The sequence below is a fragment of the Leifsonia sp. NPDC058230 genome (assembly GCF_042882245.1).
Classification (GTDB): Bacteria; Actinomycetota; Actinomycetes; order Actinomycetales; family Microbacteriaceae; genus Leifsonia.
Window position 1 is genome coordinate 379,893 of record NZ_JBHVWM010000004.1, and the last position, 23,023, is coordinate 402,915.

The 23,023-nt window shown below is 68.4% G+C and carries 17 protein-coding genes; 7 read left to right on the forward strand and 10 right to left on the reverse strand.

Annotated features, from left to right (window positions below):
• Positions 1-165 precede the first annotated feature (165 nt).
• Positions 166-1,536 carry a DUF222 domain-containing protein gene (locus ACFVV0_RS14905; protein WP_387064575.1) on the reverse strand — a complete coding sequence of 457 codons (1,371 nt, stop codon included), beginning with the start codon at positions 1,534-1,536 and terminating at the stop codon, positions 166-168.
• Between the two features lie 123 nt (positions 1,537-1,659).
• Positions 1,660-2,928: a DNA polymerase IV gene (gene dinB, locus ACFVV0_RS14910; protein WP_387064578.1), complete on the reverse strand. Its 1,269-nt coding sequence runs from the start codon at positions 2,926-2,928 to the stop codon at positions 1,660-1,662.
• 61 nt (positions 2,929-2,989) lie between these two features.
• On the opposite strand from dinB, the gene ACFVV0_RS14915 reads away from it, so the two are divergent.
• The 3 genes from ACFVV0_RS14915 (at position 2,990) to ACFVV0_RS14925 (ending at position 6,111) form a co-directional block, all read left to right on the forward strand.
• Positions 2,990-3,994, forward strand: coding sequence for an aldo/keto reductase family protein (locus tag ACFVV0_RS14915; RefSeq protein WP_387064581.1), 1,005 nt, complete (start codon positions 2,990-2,992; stop codon positions 3,992-3,994).
• Positions 3,995-4,046: 52 nt separating this feature from the next.
• A complete protein-coding gene (locus ACFVV0_RS14920; protein ID WP_387064584.1) occupies positions 4,047-5,075 on the forward strand; it encodes an LLM class flavin-dependent oxidoreductase in 1,029 nt (342 codons plus the stop codon).
• Positions 5,076-5,172: 97 nt separating this feature from the next.
• Complete coding sequence (locus ACFVV0_RS14925) at positions 5,173-6,111, forward strand: hypothetical protein (RefSeq protein ID WP_387064586.1); 939 nt, start codon at positions 5,173-5,175, stop codon at positions 6,109-6,111.
• 21 nt (positions 6,112-6,132) lie between these two features.
• Here the strand turns inward: ACFVV0_RS14925 and ACFVV0_RS14930 are convergent, their stop codons facing one another.
• Positions 6,133-6,606 carry a VOC family protein gene (locus ACFVV0_RS14930; RefSeq protein ID WP_387064589.1) on the reverse strand — a complete coding sequence of 158 codons (474 nt, stop codon included), beginning with the start codon at positions 6,604-6,606 and terminating at the stop codon, positions 6,133-6,135.
• A gap of 60 nt (positions 6,607-6,666) precedes the next feature.
• Between ACFVV0_RS14930 and ACFVV0_RS14935 the strand changes: the two genes are divergently transcribed.
• Positions 6,667-7,455 (forward strand): SGNH/GDSL hydrolase family protein, encoded by a 789-nt coding sequence (locus ACFVV0_RS14935; protein ID WP_387064592.1) that lies wholly within the window; start codon positions 6,667-6,669, stop codon positions 7,453-7,455.
• Between the two features lie 48 nt (positions 7,456-7,503).
• Here ACFVV0_RS14935 and ACFVV0_RS14940 read toward each other — a convergent pair whose 3' ends face one another.
• The gene (locus ACFVV0_RS14940; RefSeq protein WP_387064595.1) at positions 7,504-9,936 is read right to left on the reverse strand and encodes a phosphoketolase; all 2,433 of its coding nucleotides are present in this window, start codon (positions 9,934-9,936) and stop codon (positions 7,504-7,506) included.
• Positions 9,937-9,997: 61 nt separating this feature from the next.
• On the opposite strand from ACFVV0_RS14940, the gene ACFVV0_RS14945 reads away from it, so the two are divergent.
• Genes ACFVV0_RS14945 through ACFVV0_RS14955 form a run of 3 tightly spaced genes read left to right on the forward strand, consistent with a single transcriptional unit; the run spans position 9,998 to position 12,358 of the window.
• Positions 9,998-10,846, forward strand: coding sequence for an alpha/beta fold hydrolase (locus ACFVV0_RS14945; RefSeq protein WP_387064598.1), 849 nt, complete (start codon positions 9,998-10,000; stop codon positions 10,844-10,846).
• 10 nt (positions 10,847-10,856) lie between these two features.
• Positions 10,857-11,441: a GNAT family N-acetyltransferase gene (locus ACFVV0_RS14950; protein ID WP_387064602.1), complete on the forward strand. Its 585-nt coding sequence runs from the start codon at positions 10,857-10,859 to the stop codon at positions 11,439-11,441.
• 17 nt (positions 11,442-11,458) lie between these two features.
• Complete coding sequence (locus ACFVV0_RS14955; RefSeq protein ID WP_387064605.1) at positions 11,459-12,358, forward strand: DMT family transporter; 900 nt, start codon at positions 11,459-11,461, stop codon at positions 12,356-12,358.
• Positions 12,359-12,380: 22 nt separating this feature from the next.
• On the opposite strand, the gene ACFVV0_RS14960 is transcribed toward ACFVV0_RS14955, so the two are convergent.
• From ACFVV0_RS14960 to gltB, 6 genes are all read right to left on the reverse strand, one after another.
• Positions 12,381-13,235: an ABC transporter permease gene (locus ACFVV0_RS14960; protein WP_387064608.1), complete on the reverse strand. Its 855-nt coding sequence runs from the start codon at positions 13,233-13,235 to the stop codon at positions 12,381-12,383.
• Positions 13,222-14,184 carry an ABC transporter ATP-binding protein gene (locus tag ACFVV0_RS14965; protein ID WP_387064611.1) on the reverse strand — a complete coding sequence of 321 codons (963 nt, stop codon included), beginning with the start codon at positions 14,182-14,184 and terminating at the stop codon, positions 13,222-13,224. Before ACFVV0_RS14965 ends, ACFVV0_RS14960 begins: the two co-directional genes overlap by 14 nt.
• Positions 14,181-15,239 (reverse strand): outer membrane lipoprotein carrier protein LolA, encoded by a 1,059-nt coding sequence (locus ACFVV0_RS14970; RefSeq protein WP_387064614.1) that lies wholly within the window; start codon positions 15,237-15,239, stop codon positions 14,181-14,183. The genes ACFVV0_RS14965 and ACFVV0_RS14970 overlap by 4 nt, the downstream gene beginning before the upstream one ends.
• Positions 15,240-15,364: 125 nt before the next feature.
• A complete protein-coding gene (gene pyk, locus ACFVV0_RS14975) occupies positions 15,365-16,780 on the reverse strand; it encodes a pyruvate kinase (RefSeq protein ID WP_387064616.1) in 1,416 nt (471 codons plus the stop codon).
• A gap of 91 nt (positions 16,781-16,871) precedes the next feature.
• Positions 16,872-18,329, reverse strand: coding sequence for a glutamate synthase subunit beta (locus ACFVV0_RS14980; protein WP_387064619.1), 1,458 nt, complete (start codon positions 18,327-18,329; stop codon positions 16,872-16,874).
• Positions 18,322-22,899, reverse strand: a complete 4,578-nt coding sequence (gene gltB, locus ACFVV0_RS14985) for a glutamate synthase large subunit (protein ID WP_387064622.1) — start codon at positions 22,897-22,899, stop codon at positions 18,322-18,324. Before gltB ends, ACFVV0_RS14980 begins: the two co-directional genes overlap by 8 nt.
• Positions 22,900-23,023: the final 124 nt, after the last annotated feature.

The following is a 23,023-nucleotide window of genomic DNA, read 5'->3' on the forward strand; positions in this document are numbered from 1 at the left end:
CGTGCGCGGCGGCGTGCGGTAGTGCGGGGTGGAGACTCCGTGCGCGCGCGTGCTGAACGGGTGATCGGCGAACCCACGGCTCGGTGATGACGAGAGGCTCCGCTTTTTGTGAAGGCGCAGCGCACGTGCTTCTGCGCGTTGTGACTGACAGCGTGTGGCGCGGGTTCATGCGGCGTGGGGTATTCGTATTCGTCCGCCGGGTCGTGGTTGTTGGTGGGGGTCGATGTGGGGTGGTGGGGTGAAGTAGGGGATGTTGTTGTGGACGTGGATGTGCCAGTTGTCGTGGTGGATGCGGTGGTGGTGGCGGCTGCATAACAGGATGCCGTTGGCCAGGTCGGTGCGGCCGTGGTGGTTGTCCCACCAGCGGATGTGGTGGGCTTCGGTGTAGGCGGGTGGGTGGGGGCAGCCGGTCCAGGCGCAACCCCCGTCGCGTTCGGCCAGGGCGAGTTTCTGTGCCCGGGTGAAGAGGCGATGGCTGCGGCCGAGGTCGAGGACTTCGCTGTGGGTTCCGAGGATGGTGGGGATGAGGTGGGCGTCGGCGGCCATCCGCCGGATCGTGCCGGCACTGACCGGGGTGGAGATCCCGTCGATCTCACCGGCACCGACCCCGGACTGCAACGTGTCCAGGGGGATGCGCACGATCACCGTGACCGGTGGCTTGCTGTTCACTCCGGTTGCGGTGCAGGTGGCGAGGTGGCGGAACACGTCCACGGCGGCGTCGGACCGGATCTGCGCCATAGTCCGAGACTCCAGCACATCATCACCATCCGTGTCGGTGGCGGCGCCTGCATCGTGGAATCGTACTTTCCGGAGTTCGTGTCCGACCAACGTGTCGATGGCGGTGATCACATACCCGGCGGATTCCGGGTCGAGGTACCAGTCGAGGTGGGTCATCCCATCACTGGTGGTGCTGATCGTCAACGACCGGCGTTGTTTTTGTCGGTGCTCCCGGGGCAGGATTCCATCTTGGTCCAGCCGGTCGCGGACCTGCCCGGCCAACGCACGGAGGTCGGTGACGGTCAGACTCGGCGCGTGTTCCACCAGTATCCGTTCCCCCGCGGCCAGGTCGCTAACTGTGCAGGAGGGTGCGGCTTTGCCTAGTTCGCGGACGATCACCGCCGCCTGGTCCACACTCACCCAACCGACAGAGGGCGTGTCGACGGGTGCGGATACGGCATCAGCCAGGACTGGGAATGTCGCCGGCAGGACTTCTCCGGCCAGGCTCATCCGGGGTGCGGTGGCGTCCCCGACGAGGCAGTACTGTCGGGCGGCGGGGACCGGGAGCTGCCACCGCTCCGCCAGCAACACCGCCGGGCTGCTGTGCCCGCACCGGGTCACCGGGTTCTCCTCCGTGGCCAGCACCGACCGGGCCACCAGTTCCCCGGCCGCCCGCAGCTTCACCGCATCCAGGACCGCTTGCACATCACCCAACACGGTCAACAGGTCCAACAGCTCGTCCCGACCCAGCCCGGCTGGCGTGCTGAAGGAGGCGAGCGCATCCCGCAACACGGCGGCCGGGTCAGGAGTGGTGGTCATGCGTCAAGTCCATCACGACCCACCGACATTCCAACCCGACAAAACAGCACCTGATCAGCCATTTACCTGTGGACAACTCCCAAACCGCACCACCTGTGGAGGAACGTCACCCACCGTCAGCCGTCAGTCGCTGATCCACCTCGGATTGCGTCCGTCCTCCGCCGCTTCGTCGGCATCGCGGCCCGGCTTCACGAGGGACGCGGGTCCGATCATGCCTCGACCGAATCGGGCGCTCACGGCGTCCAGGGTCCGCTCGGTCTCACGCCACTCCTCGTCCGGATCCCAGAGGGCGAGTCGACTACCGCCGCTCTCGGCCAGCTGCTCCATGCGCACGCCGATCAGCCGGATCGGGGTGCGCCCGAGGTCGAGCCCTTCGTAGACCTGCCACGCCTCCTCGAAAATGCGGCGGCCCACGTTGGTGGACTCGCCGAGGGTGCGCGACCGGGCGATGGTGCGGAAGTCCGAGAACCGGATCTTGAGCGCCACTGTGCGGCCGACGAGCTCGTGGCTCCGCAGGCGGGCGCCGACCTGATTCGAGAGGCGCAGCAACTCCCGGCGCAGGCGGTCGGGGTCGGACACATCCTGCTCGAACGTCATCTCGTGCCCGACGCTCTTCTCGCGCGACTCCACGGTGACGTCGCGGGCGTCCCGGCCGTTGGCCAGCTCGTGCAGCTTGCGTCCGGACGCGTCGCCGACGGTCTTCTGCAGCAGGTGCAGGGGCGCATCGGCGAGATCGCCGACCGTTCGCAGACCCATCCGCTGCAGCGCCTCCTGCGTGCTCGCCCCGACACCCCACAGGGCGCCCACCGGCAGGGGCCGAAGATAGGCGAGTGTCTCCGATTGCGGGATGACGAGCAGCCCGTTCGGCTTGGCGCGCCCCGACGCGAGCTTGGCGACGAATTTGGTGGACGCCGCCCCGACCGAACACGGCAGACCGGTCTCAGCGAACACGCGCGCGCGGATGAGCTCGGCGATGCGCCGCGGCGACCCGAGCAGCCTCCGCGCACCGGCGACATCCAGGAACGCCTCGTCGATGCTCAGCGGCTCGACGAGGGGTGTGACCTCCGAGAAGATCGCCATGACCTGCTTCGAGTACTCGCGGTACTTGTTCATGTGGGGCGGCAGGATGATGGCGTTCGGGCACAACCGCAGGGCTTGGGTCATCGGCATCGCCGAGCGCACGCCGAACTTGCGCGCCTCGTACGTTGCACTGGTGACGACCGAGCGAGGCCCCGGATGCCCGACGATCGCCGGCTTGCCGCGCGCTTCGGGGTGGTCGAGCAGTTCGACCGATGCGAAGAACGCATCCATGTCGACGTGGAGGATCGTGGCGGTGGAGTCGTCGATAGGGGCGGTGGTCACCCGCCTGTCACTGCCGTCAGCCCTTCCCACTCTCTCAGCTTCTCACGGGCGCCCGACAGCGCAGCGATGAGACATGGAATAGCGTTGAGTCATGGAATTCAGATACCTCGGAAACAGCGGATTCAAGATCTCGGAGATCATCTACGGCAACTGGCTCACCCACGGTTCCCAGGTCGAGAACGACATCGCGACCAAGAGCGTCAACGCAGCGCTCGACGCGGGCATCACCACGTTCGACACCGCGGACGCGTACGCGAACACCGCCGCAGAGCAGGTGCTCGGCGACGCCCTGAAGGGTCAGCGCCGCGCGTCGCTCGAGATCTTCACGAAGGTCTACTGGCCGACCGGTCCGAAGGGACACAACGACGTCGGTCTCTCGCGCAAGCACATCCTCGAGTCGATCGACGGTTCGCTGCAGCGTCTCGGCACCGACTACGTCGATCTGTACCAGGCGCACCGCTACGACAACGAGACCCCGCTCGAAGAGACCATGCAGGCGTTCGCGGATGTGGTGCGAGCCGGCAAGGCGCTCTACATCGGCGTCTCGGAGTGGAATGCCGAGCAGCTCCGCGCGGGCCACGCGCTCGCCACGGACCTCGGCGTGCAGCTCATCTCGAACCAGCCGCAGTACAACATGCTCTGGCGGGTCATCGAGAAGGATGTCGTTCCCACCTCGGGTGAACTCGGCATCTCGCAGATCGTCTGGTCGCCGGTCGCCCAGGGCGTGCTGACCGGCAAGTACCAGCCGGGCGGCGACGCGCCGGCCGGCAGCCGCGCAGCCGACGAGAAGGGCGGCGCCAATGCGATCAAGAGTTTCATGCGCGACGACGTGCTCACGGCCGTGCAGAAGCTGCAGCCGATCGCCGACGAGCTCGGCGTCACCATGGCGCAGCTGGCGGTCGCATGGGTTCTTCAGAACCCGAACGTCGCCGGAGCCATCGTCGGAGCATCCCGCCCCGAGCAGGTCGCCTCGAACGCGGCGGCTGCCGGAGTGAAGCTGTCGGCGGATGTGCTTGCCCGCATCGACATCGCCGTCGGTGACGTCGCCGAGACCGACCCGGCGCTGACCGTCTCGCCGGAGCACCGCCCGGCCTGATCGAGCACGGCGGCCGCGGAGACGGAATACCGCGGCCGCCGCTCAGCTTGGAGTGATCGTGAAACGCATCGGATTCCTCTCGTTCGGCCACTGGCAGCCGATCCCCGGCTCGGTATCCCGCACGGCCTCCGACGCGCTGCTCCAGACGATCGAGCTCGCCGTGGCCGCGGAAGAGCTCGGCATCGACGGAGCGTACGTGCGGGTGCACCATTTCGCCCGGCAGCTCGCGTCGCCGTTCCCACTGCTCGCGGCCATGGCCGCCCGCACGAGCCGGATCGAGCTGGGCACGGCGGTGATCGACATGCGCTACGAGAACCCGCTCTACATGGCCGAGGATGCCGCGGCCGCCGATCTGATCAGCGCCGGCCGCCTGCAGCTCGGCGTGAGCCGGGGGTCACCCGAGACGGCTCTCCGCGGCTCCGAGTCGTTCGGCTTCATCCCCGGCGACGGTGAGACGGATGCGGACCTGGCGCGGGCGCACACCGCCCTGTTCCGCGCTGCGATCGAGGGCGTCGCCGTCGCGAATGCCGACCCGAAGATGACCGGATCGACCGGGGGTCTTGCAATCCAGCCGCAGTCGCCCGGTCTCACCGACCGGATCTGGTGGGGCTCCGGCACTCGCCAGACGGCGGTGTGGACGGCTCAGCAGGGCATGAACCTGATGAGTTCGACGCTGCTCAGCGAAGACACCGGCGTTCCCTTCGGCGACCTCCAGGCGGAGCAGATCGACCTCTTCCGCGAGGCGTGGAAGGAGGCGGGCTGGGAGCGCGAGCCGCGCGTGTCCGTCAGCCGCAGCATCCTGCCGATCGTCTCCGACCTCGACCGCAAGTACTTCGGCGCCTCGGCGCTCGGCGAGCGCGACGACCAGATCGGCTACCTCGACGGCGGCATAGCCCGCTTCGGAAAGTCCTACGTCGGCGAACCCGAGCAGATCGTGGCCGAGCTGCGCGACGACAAGGCCGTGCAGGAGGCCGACACGGTGCTCGTGACCGTGCCGAACCAGTTGGGCGTCGACTACAACGCCCACCTGCTCGAGACGATCAACACCCAGATCGCGCCCGCCCTGGGCTGGCGCGACTGAACCGCCCCCGAACTGGTGTGACGGCGCACCGCGCGGTTGTGACACGATGTGAGGGCTGCAGACCCGACCCTGGCAGCTTCTTTCGGAGAGGTTCGCTATGCCGGCACGACGGGTCGCAACAGTCTTCGCGTGCGCATCGCTCGCGGTCGCCGCTGCCGTGACCTTCGCCTCCGGTGCCGTGGCCCCGTCGGCTGAGGCCGTCAACGCCTCGACCGAGGGGTCCGCCCCGTCGGCGATCACCAGCATGTGGGCGTGGGGAAACCCGATCGATCCGGCGACGGATGCGCGGGGGCTCGGCCAACGCGAGTTCGAACCGGGAGCCCTTGTCGCCTTCGCCCGGGAGCACGGGCTGCGTTCGGTCTACCTGTCCGTTCCGTGGGCAGCGAACCAGGGCGAGTTCGCCACCTGGCTCCCCGAGGCCGTGGATGCCCTCCACGCCGCGGGCATCTCCGTCTCGGCGCTCGGTGGCGACGCCGGCTGGGCGACGCAGCCATCGCTCGCTGCACAGTGGGTGTCGGATGCGCTGGCCACCGCATCCTTCGACGGCATCCAGTTCGATGTCGAGCCCTGGGCCGGCGTGCCGGATCCCGACCTCGGGGCCATCGTGTCGCAGTACACAGTGATGATCGACGCGGCCGAACAGGTTGCGAACGGGGTTCCGATCGGCGCTGACCTCCCGTGGTGGCTGGCCGCGAAGCCGTACGGCTCAGGCACGGCCTTCGATGCGATCCTGCCGCACCTGCAGAGCGTGGCGATCGTCGCGTTCTCCGACCACGCGGCCGGATCGGACGGAATCGTCGCACTCTCGCAACCGGCGGTTACCGCGGCGAGCGCCGCCGGGGTGCCGTTCACGATCGGAGTGGAGACGGACTCCCCCGAGGTGGCCGGCGGGGCGCAGTACACGTTCGGAGACGACAGCGCGGGTGCACTCGAGACGGAAACGGCGCGGGTGCGGAGCTCCTTCGCCTCGACCCCCGGCTATGGCGGAGTCACGGTCGAGCATCTGATCGCCTGGCGCACCCTGCTCGGCGACTGACGGCGCGGGCTCACCGGCAGGTCAGCCGTTTGCTGCGGCTTCCAGCGCGGCGATGTCGAGCTTGCCCATCCCGAGCATCGCTTGCATCGCCCGGCGCGCACGTTCGGGGTCGGGATCGGCCAGCAGTTCCCCGAGGCGGTTCGGGACGATCTGCCACGACAGCCCCCACCTGTCTTTCAGCCAGCCGCACTGACTGGGCTCTCCGCCGTCGGCGATGAGCGCATCCCAGAGCCGGTCGATCTCCTCCTGGGTGTCCGCCGAGGTGTAGAGCGAGAAGGCCTCGGTGAAGGTGAAGGTCGGTCCGCCGTTGAGGGCTTCGAATTCGACGCCCTCGAGTTCGAAGCGAACCGTCGTGACGCCGGCCGCCTGTCCGGGGGCGTCATCCCCGTACCTGACCACTTCGAGGATGCGCGAATTCGGGAACAGGGAGACGTAGAACTCGGCCGCTTGTTCCGCCTGGTCGTCGAACCAGAGGAAGGGGGTGATCCGCTGCATCCTGAAACTCCTTCGTTCGGTGTGCCGCCCATGGTACTCAGGCGAAGGTACGGTTGAAGGATGTTCTCCAGCTACATCGCCGTCGGCGACAGTTTCACCGAGGGTCTCGGCGACGACCTGCCCGATGGTCGGGTGCGCGGATGGGCGGACTTCGTCGCGGTCGGCTTCGCCCTCGCGGCAGCGAAGACCACGGCGGAGCCGGTGCGCTACGCCAATCTCGCGATCCGCGGCCGCAAGCTCGGGCCGCTCCTGGCCGAGCAGCTCGAGCCGGCGATCGCGCAGGCCCCGCAGCTGATCAGCCTGAACGGCGGCGGGAACGACATCATGCGGCCCAAGGTGTCGACGGTGTCGGTGGCGCGTCAGCTCGAACAGGCGATGGACCGGGTGACCGGTGCCGGCATCCACATGCTTTTGCTGTCCGGGGGCAACCCGAGCGACCACCTGCCGATGGGCGGTCTGGTCGCCCGCCGTGGCGACGAACTCGCGGCCGAGGTGCGGGCGTTCCTGCCGCGAGAGAACGCGACCTTCGTCGACAACTGGGCCGACACCGGCCTGCGGGACCTCCGCTACTGGTCGGCGGACCGCCTGCATCTCAACGCGCTCGGTCACGCCCGCGTCGCCAGCAACGTGCTGACAGCGTTCGACGTCCCGGTGCCGCCCGAGTGGGGCGTCGAGGAGGTCGCCGCCGCGCCTGACGGACCGGGCGCGCGACGCACGCTGGACTACTACCGCCGGTATGTGCTGCCGTGGATCGGGCGGCGGCTGACCGGTCGCTCGTCCGGCGACGGGCGCATTGCCAAGATCCCCACCCTCACGCCCGTCGACCCGGCCACGGCGACGCCCGTCTAGAAGGGCTGACACGCCCGTCTGGAACGGGCTGCCGGCACCCAGCCGCCGTCAGTCGTTGTCGCCGCCGGTGGTGTCGAACCGGGTCGTGCGCTCTCCGCCGCCCCACGACCACTCCGCGACCTCGGGGATGTCCTCGCCGTGCTCACGCGTGTACTGGCGCGCCCGGAGCCGTGCGTCCTGCATCTCCTGCCGCAAGGCGCCCTCGCGGGAAGCGAGACCGGGTACACGGTCGAGCACGTCGATCACCAGGCGGTACCGGTCGAGATCGTTGAGCATCACCATGTCGAACGGAGTCGTCGTCGTGCCCTCCTCCTTGTAGCCGCGCACGTGCAGGTTGTCGTGCCCGTGGCGTCGGTAGGTCAGCCGGTGGATCAGCCACGGATAGCCGTGGTACGCGAAGATCACGGGCTTGTCCGCCGTGAGGATCGCGTCGTACTCCGAGTCGGCCAGACCGTGCGGATGCTCGCCCTCGCTCTGCAGCCGCATCAGGTCCACGACGTTGACCACCCGGACCTTGAGCTCCGGCAGCCGGTGGCGCAGGATCGACGCGGCCGCGAGCACTTCGAGTGTCGGGATGTCGCCCGCAGCGGCGAGCACCACATCCGGTTCTTCTCCGCGCCGCTCGGTGCCCGCCCACTCGAAGATGCCGATTCCGCGCGTGCAGTGCGCAATCGCCTCGTCCATCGTCAGCCAGTTCGGCGCCGGCTGCTTTCCTGCGACGACCACGTTGACGTAGTCGACTGTGCGGAGGCAGTGATCGTAGGTCGACAGCAGCGTGTTGGCATCGAACGGAAGGTAGACCCGCACCACGTCGGCCTTCTTGTTCATGACGTGGTCGATGAATCCGGGGTCCTGATGGGATGCGCCGTTGTGGTCCTGCCGCCAGACGTGCGAGCTGAGCAGGTAGTTGAGGGACGCGACCGGGCGCCGCCACTCGAGTTGCCGCGACGTCTTCAGCCATTTCGCGTGCTGGTTGAACATCGAGTCGACGATGTGGATGAAGGCCTCGTACGAGGTGAGCACGCCGTGGCGCCCGGTGAGCAGGTATCCCTCGAGCCAGCCCTGGCACTGATGTTCGCTCAGCACCTCCATCACTCGACCCGCCGGTGCCAGGTGGTTGTCGTCGTCGATCGGCAGGCGTTCGGCATCCCACTGCTTGTTCGTCACCTCGAAGACCGCCTGCAGCCGGTTCGATGCGACCTCATCGGGTCCGAACAGCCGGAAGTTGTCCGGATTCGCGACGATCACATCGCGAAGCCACTCGCCGAGCACCTTGGTCGCCTCGGCCACGGTCTCACCCGGCGAGGGCACGTCCTCCGCATAGTCGCGGAAGTCGGGCAGTCGCAGCTGCTTGCGCAGGATTCCGCCGTTGGCGACGGGGTTGGCGCTCATCCGCCGCTCCCCCACCGGTGCGAGGGCCGTGGTCAGGGGCAGCGGCGCACCCGCGTCGTCGAACAGCTCGTCCGGCCGATAGGAGGCCAGCCAGCTCTCCAGCAGCCGGGTGTGCGCCTCGGTGTCGCGCGCATCCGCCAACGGCACCTGATGGGAGCGCCAGTTGTTCTCCGCCGGATGCCCGTCGATCACGGCGGGGCAGGTCCAGCCCTTCGGAGTGCGCAGGATGAGCATGGGCCAGGCGGGACGATCGGTGAGGTCGCCCGCCTCGGCCGCCCGCTTGATGCCGGCGATCTGGTCGAGGATCTCGTCCAGCGTCGCGGCCATCCTCTCGTGCACCGCGCGGGGGTCTTCGCCGTCGAACCCGCCCGAGACCAGGTAGGGCGTGTACCCGTAGCCGCGCATGAGGTCGAGGAGCTCGGACTCCGGGATGCGCGCCAGCACCGTCGGGTTCGCGATCTTGTACCCGTTGAGGTGCAGGATCGGCAGCACGACCCCATCCGTCGCCGGGTCGAGGAACTTGTTCGAGTGCCACGCCGTGGCGAGCGGACCCGTCTCGGCCTCGCCGTCGCCGACGACCGCCGCGACCAGCAGGTTCGGATTGTCGAAGGCGGCGCCGTACGCGTGCGAGAGGGAGTAGCCGAGCTCGCCGCCCTCATGAATCGACCCGGGCGTCTCGGGTGCCGCGTGACTCGGGATGCCCCCGGGGAACGAGAACTGGCGGAAGAGTTTGCGCAGTCCCTCCTCGGATCTGTCGATGGTGCTGTAGATCTCGCGGTAGGTTCCGTCGAGATACGCGCTCGCCACCACCCCCGGTCCCCCGTGGCCCGGGCCGGCGACGAAGATCGTGTCCAGATCCCGCTCCTGGATCACCCGGTTGAGGTGGGCGTAGATGAAGTTCAGTCCGGGTGTGGTTCCCCAGTGGCCGAGCAACCGCGGCTTGATGTGGTCGCGCGTGAGCGGTTCACGAAGCAACGGGTTGTCCAGAAGGTAGATCTGACCGACCGAGAGATAGTTGGCGGCACGCCACCAGGCATCCAGTCGATCGAGTGTCTCGGGGGCCAGTCCAGCGGTGGTGCGAGTTCTCATCGAATTCCTCCAAGCTGCTCCTGGGGGAATCCTACGCGGGCGTCCGCTCCGAACAAGGGGCATGGACAGATCGACAGTGCCTACCCGGCTAGCGCCCGTCACGGTTCGCCACAGCGCCCGGGAATCTGACACAGCGACGATCCTGCTGCACGGTGCGGCGGGCTCGTGGTCGACGTGGCGCACGACGATCGCGGCCGCTGAGGCGAGTGGCGCGGTGCGCGACCTGGTGATCCCCGACCTGCCCGGCTGGGGTGACTCTCCCGTCGACGACCTGGCCACCCTGGATGCCGGCGGCCTCGCCGAGACGGTCGCGACCGTCGCCCGCTCGCTCGGCTACCGCCGGTGGCGCGTCGTCGGGCACTCGCTCGGCGGCTTCGTCGCACTCGAGCTCGCCGCCCAGGAACCCGACGCGACCACGTCGGTGGCGCTGGTCTCCGCCACGACGCTCGGGGCACGGGGTGCCGAGCTCGGGGCGTTCGGCCGGTTCGTGCACTACCCGGCGCTGATCGGGCTGCTGTGCGGGATGCGCCTCCTTCTGCTGCTCGGTCCACTCGCCGCCCCCTTCGTGCGGTTGCTCGACCGCGTCGGCATCCTCCCGCTTCTCACGTCACCTCTGTTCACGAAGGTCGACCGCGACGCCGTGCACGACCTGGCCCGCGATCTGCGTCCCGGCGCCTTCGTGCGGGCGATGCAGAGCTCGCGGACGTACCCGGCAGCCGAGCGCTGGGCGCGGATCCGGTGCACCGTGGTCGCGTGGCACGGCGACGACGATGTGTTCGTCGGCCGCGACGACGATGCCCGGCTCGCCGCGATCATCCCCGGATTCCGGGCGATCGTCGTACCGGGCACCGGACATTTCGGGCATGTCGAGCATCCGAGCCTCCTCGCCGGAGTGCTGCGCTCTCGCTAAGTTGGTGGGTATGCCCGATGAGACGATCACGGTCGAACCCGTCAGCGCGGCGCTGTGGCCCGAGCTTCAAGAGGTCTTCGGCGAGCGCGGCGACCCGTCCGGATGCTGGTGCCAGTGGTTCAAGCTCTCCGGCGCTGCGTTCCGGGAGACGACGACGGAGGCGAGAGCCGAGCGTCTTCACGAGAGTCTCGACCACGATCCCCCGCCCGGGGTGGTCGCCTGGATCGACGGCGAGCCGGTCGGCTGGGCGGCCGTCGAACCGTACTCGTCGTATCCGGGTCTCGCGCGCTCGCCGATCACGAAGCGGGTCGGCGACGACCCCGCCGATCCCTGGGCGGTCACCTGCTTCGTCGTCCGTCTCGAGTACCGCAAGCGAGGTGTCGCCCGGGCGCTGCTGCAGGGCGCGATCGACTACGCCCTGAGTCGCGGCGCGACGATCGTCGAGGGCTACCCCGTCGACCCCGGGGTGCGGCCGTCGCTCTCGAACGCCGAGCGGTATCACGGCACGGTCTCGCTGTTCGACTCGGCGGGATTCCGGCTGGTGCGCCGTCCGTCCACCATTCGGGCGATCATGCGGTACGAGGCCGAGCACTGACGCCCTAAGCTCGAAGCGTGACCCACCCGAGCGACAGCACCACGCGTCGTTCGCTCGTCGGGGCGAGTACCCAGGTCGCCACCGAGGTCAGCATCAACTTCGGCTCCTCGATCGCCGGGCTGCTCATCCCCATCGTCGGCTCCGTGGTGGTCGTCGCCGTGCGTCAGGTGATCACCGCGATCGCCGTCCTGCCCTTCTACCGACCCAAGCGCTCGGAGCTGACCTGGCAGCGCCTGTGGCCGGCGCTCGCACTCGGTGTGGTGCTCGCCGCGATGAACCTGAGCTTCTACGAGGCCGTGGGCATCCTGGGACTCGGGATCGCCGCGACCATCGAATTCATCGGACCGTTCGCTCTGGCGCTCGCGGGCTCGCGCCGGCCGCTCGACGTGATCTGCGCCGTCGTCGTCGCAGCGGGAGTCGTGCTCCTGACCGGCACGGCAGGCGAGATCGACCCGATCGGCGTTCTGCTGGCCCTGACGGCCGCGGCATCCTGGGCCGCCTACATCGTGCTGACCCGCCGGGTCGCCCTGCGGCTGCCCGGTCTCGAGGGGCTGAGTGTCGCCAGCGTCGTGGCGACGATCCTTCTTCTGCCGATCGCGCTCTTCGTCGTCGACTACAGCAGGCTCGACGGACGGGTGGTCGGGCTGCTCATCGCCGCGGGGGTGCTCTCGTCGGCGATCCCGTACAGCCTCGACACGTTCATCCTGCGCCGCATCCCACCACGGCTCTACGCGATCATCACGAGCTTCGGCCCCGTGATCGCGACGGTGTTCGGGGTCCTGGTCCTCGGCGAGCACTTCACGCCGCTGCAGCTTGCAGGAATCGTGATCGTCTGCCTCGCCGCCGGGGTGACGATCGCCACCGCGAAGGAGCGTCCGCGCTCGGAACTCGAGAGCACGGCTGAGACGATCCCCTGAGCGGCGCGGCGATCAGGGGCGGCTACGACAGGATGTCCTTCGTCGTGAACCGTCCGACCGCCAGCGCGCCGAAGACGGCGAAATAGCCGAGCTGGAGTAGCGCGTTGCTGCCCAACGAGTCCCACGAGATCGGATCGCGCAGCAGGTCGGCGAACCCGAACCAGTAGTGGCTGAACAGCCACGGGTGCAACGCGTCCAACTGCGGCAGCTGGTCGAGCACCTGCGACACCACCGAGAGCACGATCGTGGCCGCCATCGCACCGACCGGCACGTCGGTGAGCGTCGAGAAGAACAGTCCGATCGCGCACAGCCCGAGCAGGGAGACGGTGACGAACGCGGCGATGTAGAGCAGGCGGAGGAAGGCCTCGCCGACGCTGACGACCGTGCCCGAGAGCAGGGTGACCGGTCCGATCGGGAAGAGGATGGCACCGATGACCGAGCCGGCGAGGATCACCACGAGCGCTGCGACGAGGCAGAACGCGGCGGCCCCGGCGTACTTGACCGCCAGAAGCCGCACGCGGCCGGCTGGCGCGATGACCAGGTAGCGAAGGGTTCCGTGGCTCGCTTCGCCCGCAATGGTGTCACCGGCGACGACGCCGACCGTGAGGGGCAGGAACAGCGGCACGCAGACCACGAGGGCCGTGAACCCGACGAAGAGCCCGTTGGCGGTGATCTGGTCGAGGAACGTCGGCCCGCGGCCCGAGCTGCTGCCGCCGGTGATCCGGACGGCGACGGCGATCAGGATGGGGACCGCGGCCAGGGCGGCGAGCAGAGCCCAGGTGCGCCACCGCCGGAAGAGGACCGAGAGTTCCGACCACAGCAGGGACCAGCCCGCGGTGCGCCGGGGAAGCGCGGTCAGGGTGTCACTGCTCGACATCGAAGCCCTCCCCGGTGAGCGCGACGAATCGCTCTTCGAGCGTCGAGGCGTGCACGGCGAATCCGCGCACCCGGACACCCGCCGCGACGAGAGCGCCCACGACATCCTCGGGTGCGGGTGCAGGATCGGGAAGCACCCCGTCGAGAGTGCCGTCATCCGTCACCTCCGGCCCGATCCCGAGACGTGCCAGCACCTGTGCTGCGAGGCCCGCATCCGGTGTCGCCACCCGGACCCTCGGCCCTCCCGCCGCCCGCAACTCGTCGAGCGAGCCCTGGGCGACGAGACGACCGGTGCGCATGATCGCCGCGTGGCTGCAGATCTGCTCGATCTCCGCGAGCAGGTGGCTGGAGACGAACACTGTCGTTCCGCCTTCCGCGAGCGACCGGATGAGCGTGCGGACTTCACGGGTGCCCTGCGGGTCGAGTCCGTTGGTCGGCTCGTCGAGCACGAGCAGGTCCCGCTCCGTGAGCAACGCCCCGGCGATGCCGAGGCGTTGCTTCATGCCGAGCGAATACGCTTTCACCCGCCGGTCTGCCGCGTGCGAAAGACCGACGCGGTCGAGGGCCTTCGCCACCCGTTCCTTCCGGGTGGCCGGGGATGCGTACCTGTCGGCCGAGTCGCGCCGCATGAGGTTCGCCGTCCCCGACAGGTACGGCGCGAAAGCCGGCCCCTCCACCAGGGCGCCGACGCGGGGAAGGACACTCGATCCGCTGCCGGGCATCGGCCGGCCGAGGAGGCGGAGCTCCCCCGCCGACGCCGCGACGAGGCCGAGCAGCATCCTGATGGTCGTCGTCTTCCCCGACCCGTTCGGCCCGAGGAACCCGAACACGGACCCCTGCGGCACCCTCAGATCGATGCTGTCGACGACGGTGCGCGAACCGAACCTCTTGGAGAGGCCGTCGGTCCCGATCGCTTCATCCGTCCCGATCGCGGCAGCGGGCGCACTCACTGCGCGGCGACTGCCTGCAATGCGGAGACCGGCACCGCGCCGGCGAGCACCCGGCCGTCATCGGTGATGAGCACCGAGACCAGCGAGGTGGAGAGGGCGTGCCCGCCGTCGACCCGGCTGGTCAGCTGGGCGAAGAGCGGCGACGAGGAGAGGGATGCAGGGGCCGAGCCTGCCGGTAGGGTCACGACGGCGTCCCAGCCTTCTCCGGTGACTTGGGGCTTGGGATGCTCGCCCGAGACCTTCGCGTGGGCGCCCGTCGGCAGCTTCTGCTCGGTGACGGTGGCGCCGGCGGCCGGGGTGAACTCGAAGACCGATGCGGCCGGCTTCTGGTCGCTGAACCGGGTGAAGCCCACCTCGACCGCCGGGTCCTTCTGGCCTCGCGCATCCACCTGCACCCTCAGGGGGAGCCCGGTCGAGCCGTCGACCGCGATCGACACGGAGCCGACCAGAGTCGCGGACGTACGGGGCGTGAGCACGAGATCGTAGGCGTCGCGTCCGGCGACCGACAGGTTCTTGCCGAGCGTGACAGAGGTGCTCGGGTCCACGGCTTTCAGGAATCGCTGGGCGAGCGCCGACGGCGTCAGCGTCGAGGCGTCAGGTGCCGACTCGGACGTGCGGGACGGCAGGGTCACGTGAGTGACCTTCTGCCCGGTCGACTGGTAGAGCCAGACGTCCTGCCCGTTACGGATCACATCCCGCTCAGCGAGCTGGTCGAGCACTTGCACCCGCACTCTGGTCGGGCCGTCGACCCAGACCTTGCCCGTGTGGGACCCGGTCAGCAGTTCGACGACATCGGCCGGGTCATTCCCGCCGCTCGCTGAGCCGCCCGAACCGGGTGAGGTGTTCGGCAGCGACGGAAGACCGAGGTTCGAGCTCTGCTCGATGGTGCCGGAGAACGCCTCGGTGTCACTCGACGCGACGAGCTCGAGCACCTCTTGGGGAGTCTTCGCGGGCAGATCGGCTGCGCCTGCCGCGAGCGGAGCGATGAGCACGCCGCCGGCGATCACAGCCGGCACGGCGACAGCGGGCAACCAGCGGACCCAGCGACGTTTCATGACCTGAGACTACGCCGGTCGGTGGCTGCAGAACCTCCCGGGTTGCTGGCAAGTCGGTGGGAAGGACCGACCTGAAAAAGAGAAGCCCCCGATCGCTCGGGGGCCTCTCTACGACGACAGGATGCTCAGAGAACGTCTCCGACTCGGTGCACGCGGATGTCGTTGGTGGTTCCGGGGATTCCGGGAGGGGAACCCGAGATGATGATGACCTTGTCCCCGTTCTGGGCGCGGCCCGTCGACACGAGGGCCTCGTCAACCTGAGCGACCATCTGGTCGGTGTGGGTGACGCGCGAGACCACGAACGACTCGACGCCCCAGTTCAGCGACATGCGACGGCGAACCGACTCCTCCGGGGTGAAGGCGAGGATCGGGATCTTGTTGCGCAAGCGCGACATGCGGCGTGCGGATTCGCCCGACTCGGTGAACACGCAGAGGTACTTGGCCTCGACGAAGTCCGCGACCTCGACGGCGGCCAGTGTGATGGCGCCGCTCTGGGTGCGGGGCCGGGTGCCGAGCGGTGCGATGCGGTCGAGTCCGTGCTCTTCCGTGGACTCGACGATGCGAGCCATGGTCTGCACAGTGATGACCGGATACTCGCCGACGCTGGTCTCGCCGCTGAGCATGACCGCGTCGGCTCCGTCGAGAACGGCGTTCGCAACATCCGAGGTCTCTGCGCGGGTCGGCACGGGGCTGGAGATCATCGACTCGAGCATCTGCGTGGCCACGATGACCGGCTTCGCCGCACGACGGGCGAGCTCGACAGCGCGCTTCTGCACGATCGGCACGGCCTCGAGAGGAAGCTCGACACCGAGGTCGCCGCGGGCGACCATGATGGCGTCGAACGCCTCGATGATCCCCTCGAGCGCATCCACGGCCTGCGGCTTCTCGATCTTGGCGACGACGGGGACCTTGCGTCCCTCTTCGGCCATGATCTCGTGAACGCGCTCGATGTCGCTCGCATTGCGCACGAACGACAGCGCGATGAGGTCGGCACCGAGCTTGAGGCCCCAGCGGAGGTCGGCCTCGTCCTTGTCGGAGAGCGCGGGGACGTTGACCGCGACGCCCGGGAGGTTGATGCCCTTGTTGTTCGACACCGGTCCGGCGACGATGACCTCGGTGGTCACGACCGTGCCGTCGGTGGCGAGAACCTTGACGCGCACCTTGCCGTCGTCGATCAGCAGGAAGTCGCCCGGCTTCACGTCGCCGGGCAGGCCCTTGAACGTGGTCGAGGAGATCTCCTTGGTGCCGATGATGTCTTCGGTGGTGATCTTGAAGATGTCGCCTTCGGCGAGCTCGTAGGGGCCGGCCTCGAACTTGCCGAGGCGGATCTTGGGGCCCTGGAGGTCGACCAGAACGGCGACCGGCTTTCCGGCGTCGTCGGCAGCCTTGCGCACATTCGCGTAGACACCCTCGTGCACGTCGTAACTGCCGTGGCTGAGGTTCATTCGGGCTACGTCAACACCCGCGTCGATGATCGCGCGGATGTTCTCATAGCTCGAGGTCGCCGGCCCGAGGGTGGCGACGATTTTGGCCCGTCTCATACTTTTCTTCTTGCTCCGTGATTCTGCGCCCCTGACGGCGCTCGATTCGGTGGGGACATCACGCGGCGGATGCGCGTGGTCGTCTGAGATCTCAGACCAGGATTCCCCGGTCGGTGGGTCGGACAGGGAACGGCAACTGCGTCTCCCCTTCAAGATAGCGGTCAACGGCGGATGCCGCTGCACGCCCCTCGGCGATCGCCCAGACGATGAGCGACTGGCCGCGGCCCGCATCCCCGGCCACGAACACGCCGGGCTGGCTGGTCTGGTAGTCGGCGTCGCGCTGCACGTTGCCGCGATCGTCGAACGGAAGCTCGAGCTGGTTGCCCAGGTCCTCGGACTCGGGGCCGGTGAATCCGAGAGCCAGCAGCACGAGATCCGCAGGAATCTCGCGCTCGGTGCCGGCCTTCGGAACGCGGCGTCCGTCGAGGTACTCCGTCTCGGCGACGCGGATGGCGCGCACCTCGCCGTACTCGTTGGCGAGGAACTCGACGGTCGAGGCGAGGAACTCACGGTGTCCGCCCTCTTCGTGTGCGGTCTGCACCTCGAAGAGCGTCGGTGTGGTCGGCCAGGGCTGGTGGGCCGGACGCTCGCTCGGCGGCTGCGTGCCGATGGCCAGGTTGGTGACCGACGCGGCACCCTGACGGTGCGCGGTGCCGATGCAGTCCGCACCGGTGTCGCCACCGCCGAGAACCACGACGTGCTTGCCCTCGGCCGTGATCTGGTCGGCGACCGAGTCGCCGGCTCCGGCCTTGTTCTGCTGAACGAGGTACTCCATCGCGAAGTGGACACCGCTGAGGTCGCGACCCGGAATGGGGAGATCGCGCGGAACCATCGCACCGGTCGAGATGACGACGGCGTCGTAGCGCGCGCGCAGGTCTTCCCAGGTGATGTCGACGCCGATGTTGACGCCGGCGCGGAAGCGGGTGCCTTCCGCCATCATCTGGTTCAGGCGCGCCTCGAGGTGCTTCTTCTCCATCTTGAAATCGGGGATGCCGTAGCGCAGCAGGCCGCCGATGCGGTCGTCGCGCTCGTATACGGCCACAGTGTGACCGGCGCGCGTGAGCTGCTGCGCGGCGGCGAGACCGGCGGGGCCCGAACCGACGACCGCGATCGTCTTGCCCGTGAGCCGCTCCGGCGGATGCGGCTGCACCCAGCCGTTCTGCCACGCCTGGTCGATGATCGAGACCTCGACCTGCTTGATGGTCACAGCGGGCTGGTTGATGCCGAGCACGCAGGATGACTCGCACGGGGCGGGGCACAGACGGCCGGTGAACTCCGGGAAGTTGTTCGTGGCGTGCAGGCGCTCGATGGCCTGACGGCCCTCTCCGCGCCACATCAGGTCGTTCCACTCCGGGATCAGGTTGCCGAGCGGGCATCCCTGGTGGCAGAACGGCACACCGCAGTCCATGCAGCGTCCAGCCTGCTGGCGGAGCGTGCTCGGGTCTCCCGCCTCATAGACCTCTTTCCAGTCCATCAGGCGCACGGAGACCGGGCGGCGCTTGGGGAGCTCGCGCTCTGTAACCTTGAGGAAGCCCTTCGGGTCAGCCACCGGTCACCTCCAGAATTCTGTTCCAGACGACATCGCCATCGGGGTCCAGCCCCTCGTCGACGGCGTTCTGACGGGTTTGCAGCACGGCCGCGTAGTCGCGCGGCAGGACTTTGACGAACTTCGCGACGGTGTCATCGAAGTTCTCGAGCAGGCCGGCGGCGAGAACCGATTCGGTCTCGGCCACGTGCCGTTCGAGCAGGTCGCGAACGATCTCGACGTCCGCGCTGCCGAGTGGGAGGAGCTCCAGCTCTCCGCTGGCCAGGGAGTCGCGGTTCACGCGATCCTCCTTGAGCTCGTAGACGTAGGCGGTCCCTCCGGACATGCCGGCGCCGAGGTTGCGCCCCGTAGCGCCCAGAATCACCGCGAGGCCGCCCGTCATGTACTCCAGCGCGTGGTCGCCGACACCTTCGACGACCGCGGTCGCACCGGAGTTGCGCACCAGGAACCGCTCGCCCACGATGCCGCGGATGAACATGCTGCCCTGCGTCGCGCCGTAGCCGATCACGTTTCCGGCGATCACATTGCGCTCGGCGGGGAACACGCTGTTGCGGTCGGGCCGCACCACGATCTGGCCTCCCGAGAGTCCCTTGCCGACGTAGTCGTTCGAGTCGCCCTCGAGCCGCAGCGTGATTCCGCTCGGCAGGAAGGCGCCGAGCGACTGGCCCGCCGATCCCGTGAGCGTGATCTCGATCGAGCCGGACGGCAGCCCGTTCTCGCCGTGGCGGAGTGTGACCTCGTGGCCGAGCATCGTGCCGACCGCACGCTCCGTGTTGCGGATCGGCAGGTCGATCTCGATGTGGCCGCCCCGGGCGAGCACGTCCGCGCTGCGCTCGATCAATTGGTTGTCGAAGTGCTTATCGAGCTCGTGGTCCTGCTGACGCGCGTTCTTGCGCGGCGCATCCGCCGGGAAGTCCGGGCCGGTGAGGATGGGTGCCAGGTCGAGACCCGACGCCTTCCAGTGCTCGATCGCCCCGTTCACGTCGAGGAGCTCGCTGTGGCCGATTGCCTCGTCGAGCGTGCGGAAGCCGAGCTCCGAGAGGTACTCGCGCACTTCCTGGGCGATGAACTCGAAGAAGTTCACGACGAACTCGGGCTTGCCCGAGAAGCGCGAGCGCAGTTCCGGGTTCTGCGTCGCGACGCCCACCGGGCAGGTGTCGAGGTGGCAGACGCGCATCATGATGCAGCCGGAGACCACCAGCGGCGCCGTGGCGAATCCGAACTCCTCAGCGCCGAGAAGGGCGCCGACGATGACGTCCCGGCCTGTCTTCAGCTGGCCGTCGACCTGGACGACCACGCGGTCGCGCATCCCGTTGAGCATGAGGGTCTGCTGCGTCTCGGCGAGTCCGAGCTCCCACGGTGTTCCCGCGTGCTTGAGCGAGTTGACCGGGGATGCGCCCGTGCCGCCGTCGTGGCCCGAGACGAGCACGACGTCGGCCAGGGCCTTCGCGACACCCGCGGCTACCGCGCCGATGCCGGACTCGCTCACGAGTTTGACGTGCACGCGAGCGTTCGGGTTGGCGCGCTTCAGGTCGAAGATCAGCTGCTTGAGGTCTTCGATCGAGTAGATGTCGTGGTGCGGAGGCGGCGAGATCAGTCCGACGCCGGCGGTCGCATGCCGCGTGCGGGCGACCCACGGGTAGACCTTCGTCGGCGGGAGCTGACCGCCCTCGCCGGGCTTCGCACCCTGGGCGAGCTTGATCTGGATGTCGTCGGCGTGCGTCAGGTACATGCTCGTCACGCCGAAACGGCCGGATGCGACCTGCTTGATCGAACTGCGGCGCTCGGGGTCGAGCAGACGGTCGAGATCCTCGCCGCCCTCACCGGTGTTCGACTTGGCGCCGATCCGGTTCATCGCGATCGCGAGCGTCTCGTGCGCCTCCTTCGAGATGGAGCCGTAGCTCATCGCGCCCGTGGAGAAGCGCTTGACGATGTTCTCGACGGACTCGACCTCGTCCAGCGGAATCGCGGGCCGGGTGCCGGTCTGCAGTTTGAACATGCCGCGCAAGGTCATCAGCGTCTCGGCCTGGTTGTCGACCGCGTCGGTGTACTCCTTGAAGATGTCGTAACGCCGCGTGCGAGTCGAGTGCTGCAGGCGGAACACGGTCTCGGGGTTGAAGAGGTGCGGGGCGCCGTCACGGCGCCACTGGTACTCGCCACCGGTCTGGAGCCGCTCGTGCGCGAGCACCGCACCCTCGGGCGGGTACGCCGACGTGTGACGCGCGAGGTTCTCGGCGGCGAGCACATCGATGCCGACCCCGCCCAGCTTGCTCGTCGTTCCGGTGAAGTACTGGTCGACGAGCTCCTGGCTGAGACCGACGGCCTCGAACGCCTGAGCGCCCGCGTAGGAGGAGACCGTGGAGATCCCCATCTTGGACATGATCTTGAGAACGCCCTTGCCGAGCGCCTTGATCACGTTCTTGACGGCCTTCTCCGGCGTGATTCCGCTGATGAGTCCGCTGCGCACGAGCTCCTCGCAGGTCTCCATCGCCAGGTACGGGTTGATCGCCGAAGCGCCGTAGCCGATCAGGAGGGCGACGTGGTGCACCTCGCGCACATCGCCGGCCTCGACGATGATGCCCGTCTTCATCCGGGTCTCAGCACGGATGAGGTGGTGGTGCACGGCTGCGAGCATCAGGAGCGACGGGATGGGCGCCAGGTCTTTGTTCGAGTCGCGGTCGCTGAGCACGATGAACTGGGCGCCGGCCTCGATCGCTTCATCGACCTCGGCGCACATCGCGGCGAGTCGCAGCTTCAGGGCGTCGGGGCCTGCGTCGAACCGGTAGAGGCCCTTCACCGTGGTGGTGAGGCGGCTCCCTGGGCGCGGGTCGATGTGCTGGATCTTCGCAAGCTCGTCGTTGTCGATCACCGGGAAGTCCAGGACGACCTGACGAGCGTGCTCGGGCCCGCTCGACAGCAGGTTGCGCTCCGGCCCGAGGCCGAGTTTCAGAGAGGTGACGACCTCTTCGCGGATCGAGTCGAGCGGAGGGTTCGTGACCTGGGCGAACTGCTGGGTGAAGTAGTCGAAGAGCAGTCGCGGCCGGTCGGAGAGCACCGCGACCGGAGTGTCGGAGCCCATGGCGCCGAGGGGCTCGGCGCCCGTCGTGGCCATCGGCTTGAGCAGGATGCGCACCTCCTCCTCCGTGTACCCGAACGTGCGCTGGCGGCGCGTGATCGATGCAGGAGTGTGAACGATGTGCTCGCGCTCCGGCAGGTCTTTGAGGTTGATCCGGCCCTGGTCGAGCCACTCGCCGAACGGCTCGCTCGCGGCCAGCTCGGCCTTGATCTCGTCGTCCTCGATCAGGCGTCCTGCGACGGTGTCGACCAGGAACATCCGGCCCGGCTGCAGACGGCCCTTGCGCACGACGCGGCTCGGCTCGATGTCGAGCACGCCGATCTCGCTGGCGAGCACGACGAGTCCGTCGTTGGTCACGACGTAGCGACCGGGGCGCAGACCGTTGCGGTCGAGCGTCGCTCCGACGACGGATCCGTCGGTGAAGACGATCGCGGCCGGGCCGTCCCACGGCTCCATGAGCATCGAGTGGTACTCGTAGAAGTCACGGCGCTGCGAGTCGATCTCGGACTGGTTCTCCCAGGCCTCCGGAACCATCATCATGACCGCGTGCGGCAAGGAGCGCCCGGAGAGCGACAGCAGTTCGACGACCTCGTCGAACGAGGCCGAGTCGCTGGCTCCCGGCGTCACGATCGGGAGCACGGGTGCGAGGTCGCCGAGCAGCTCGCTCTCGAGCTGGGACTGGCGGGCGCGCATCCAGTTGCGGTTGCCCTGAACGGTGTTGATCTCGCCGTTGTGCGCGATCATTCGGAACGGCTGTGCCAGCGGCCACGACGGGAACGTGTTGGTCGAGTAGCGCGAGTGCACGAGCGCGAGCTTGGACGCGAACCGCTGGTCGGACAGGTCGGGATAGAACGGCTCCAGCTGGAGCGTCGTGACCATTCCCTTGTAGACCAGGGTGCGGCTCGACAGCGAGGTGAAGTAGACGTCCAGTTCGCGCTCGACACGCTTGCGCAGGAAGAACGTCTGACGGTCGAGCAGGATGCCGCCGACCGGCTCCCCCTCCTCCCCGGTTCGCGTGCTCGCCACGAAGAGCTGCTCGATGGCGGGCATGGCATCGCGCGCCAGGTTGCCGATCTCGCCGGCGCGCACCGGGACCTCGCGCCAGCCGATGACGACGAGCTCCTGCTCCACCGCGATCGCCTCGATCGCGTTCTTGACGATGGCGCGCTCCCCCGGCTCGACGGGCAGGAAGGCGTTTCCGACCGCGTAGCGGCCGGCGGCGGGCAGCTCGAGACCGGCGACGGCACGCAGGAACGCATCCGGAACCTGGGTGATGATGCCGGCGCCGTCGCCGGTGCCCGCATCGGAGCCGACGGCGCCGCGGTGCTCGAGGTTGCGCAGCGCGTTCAGCGCCGCGTCGATGATGTCGTGGCCTGCCGTGCCGCGCAGGGTCGCGACCATCGCGAGACCGCACGCATCCTTCTCGAAGGCAGGGTCGTACAGTCCCTGCTTCGCCGGAAAGGAGCCGAAGCGGGAGTGGGGAGGCTTGAGCGTCATATGTCGACCGTCCTCACGTCTAGACGTTACTTACGGAGGGACGCCATCGGCCCGGGAACAAGGGGGAAGTTGCCGCTCGTTTCCACCTGGTGCGGTGCGGGGAGGCGGTTCTGTCCGAGGTGTG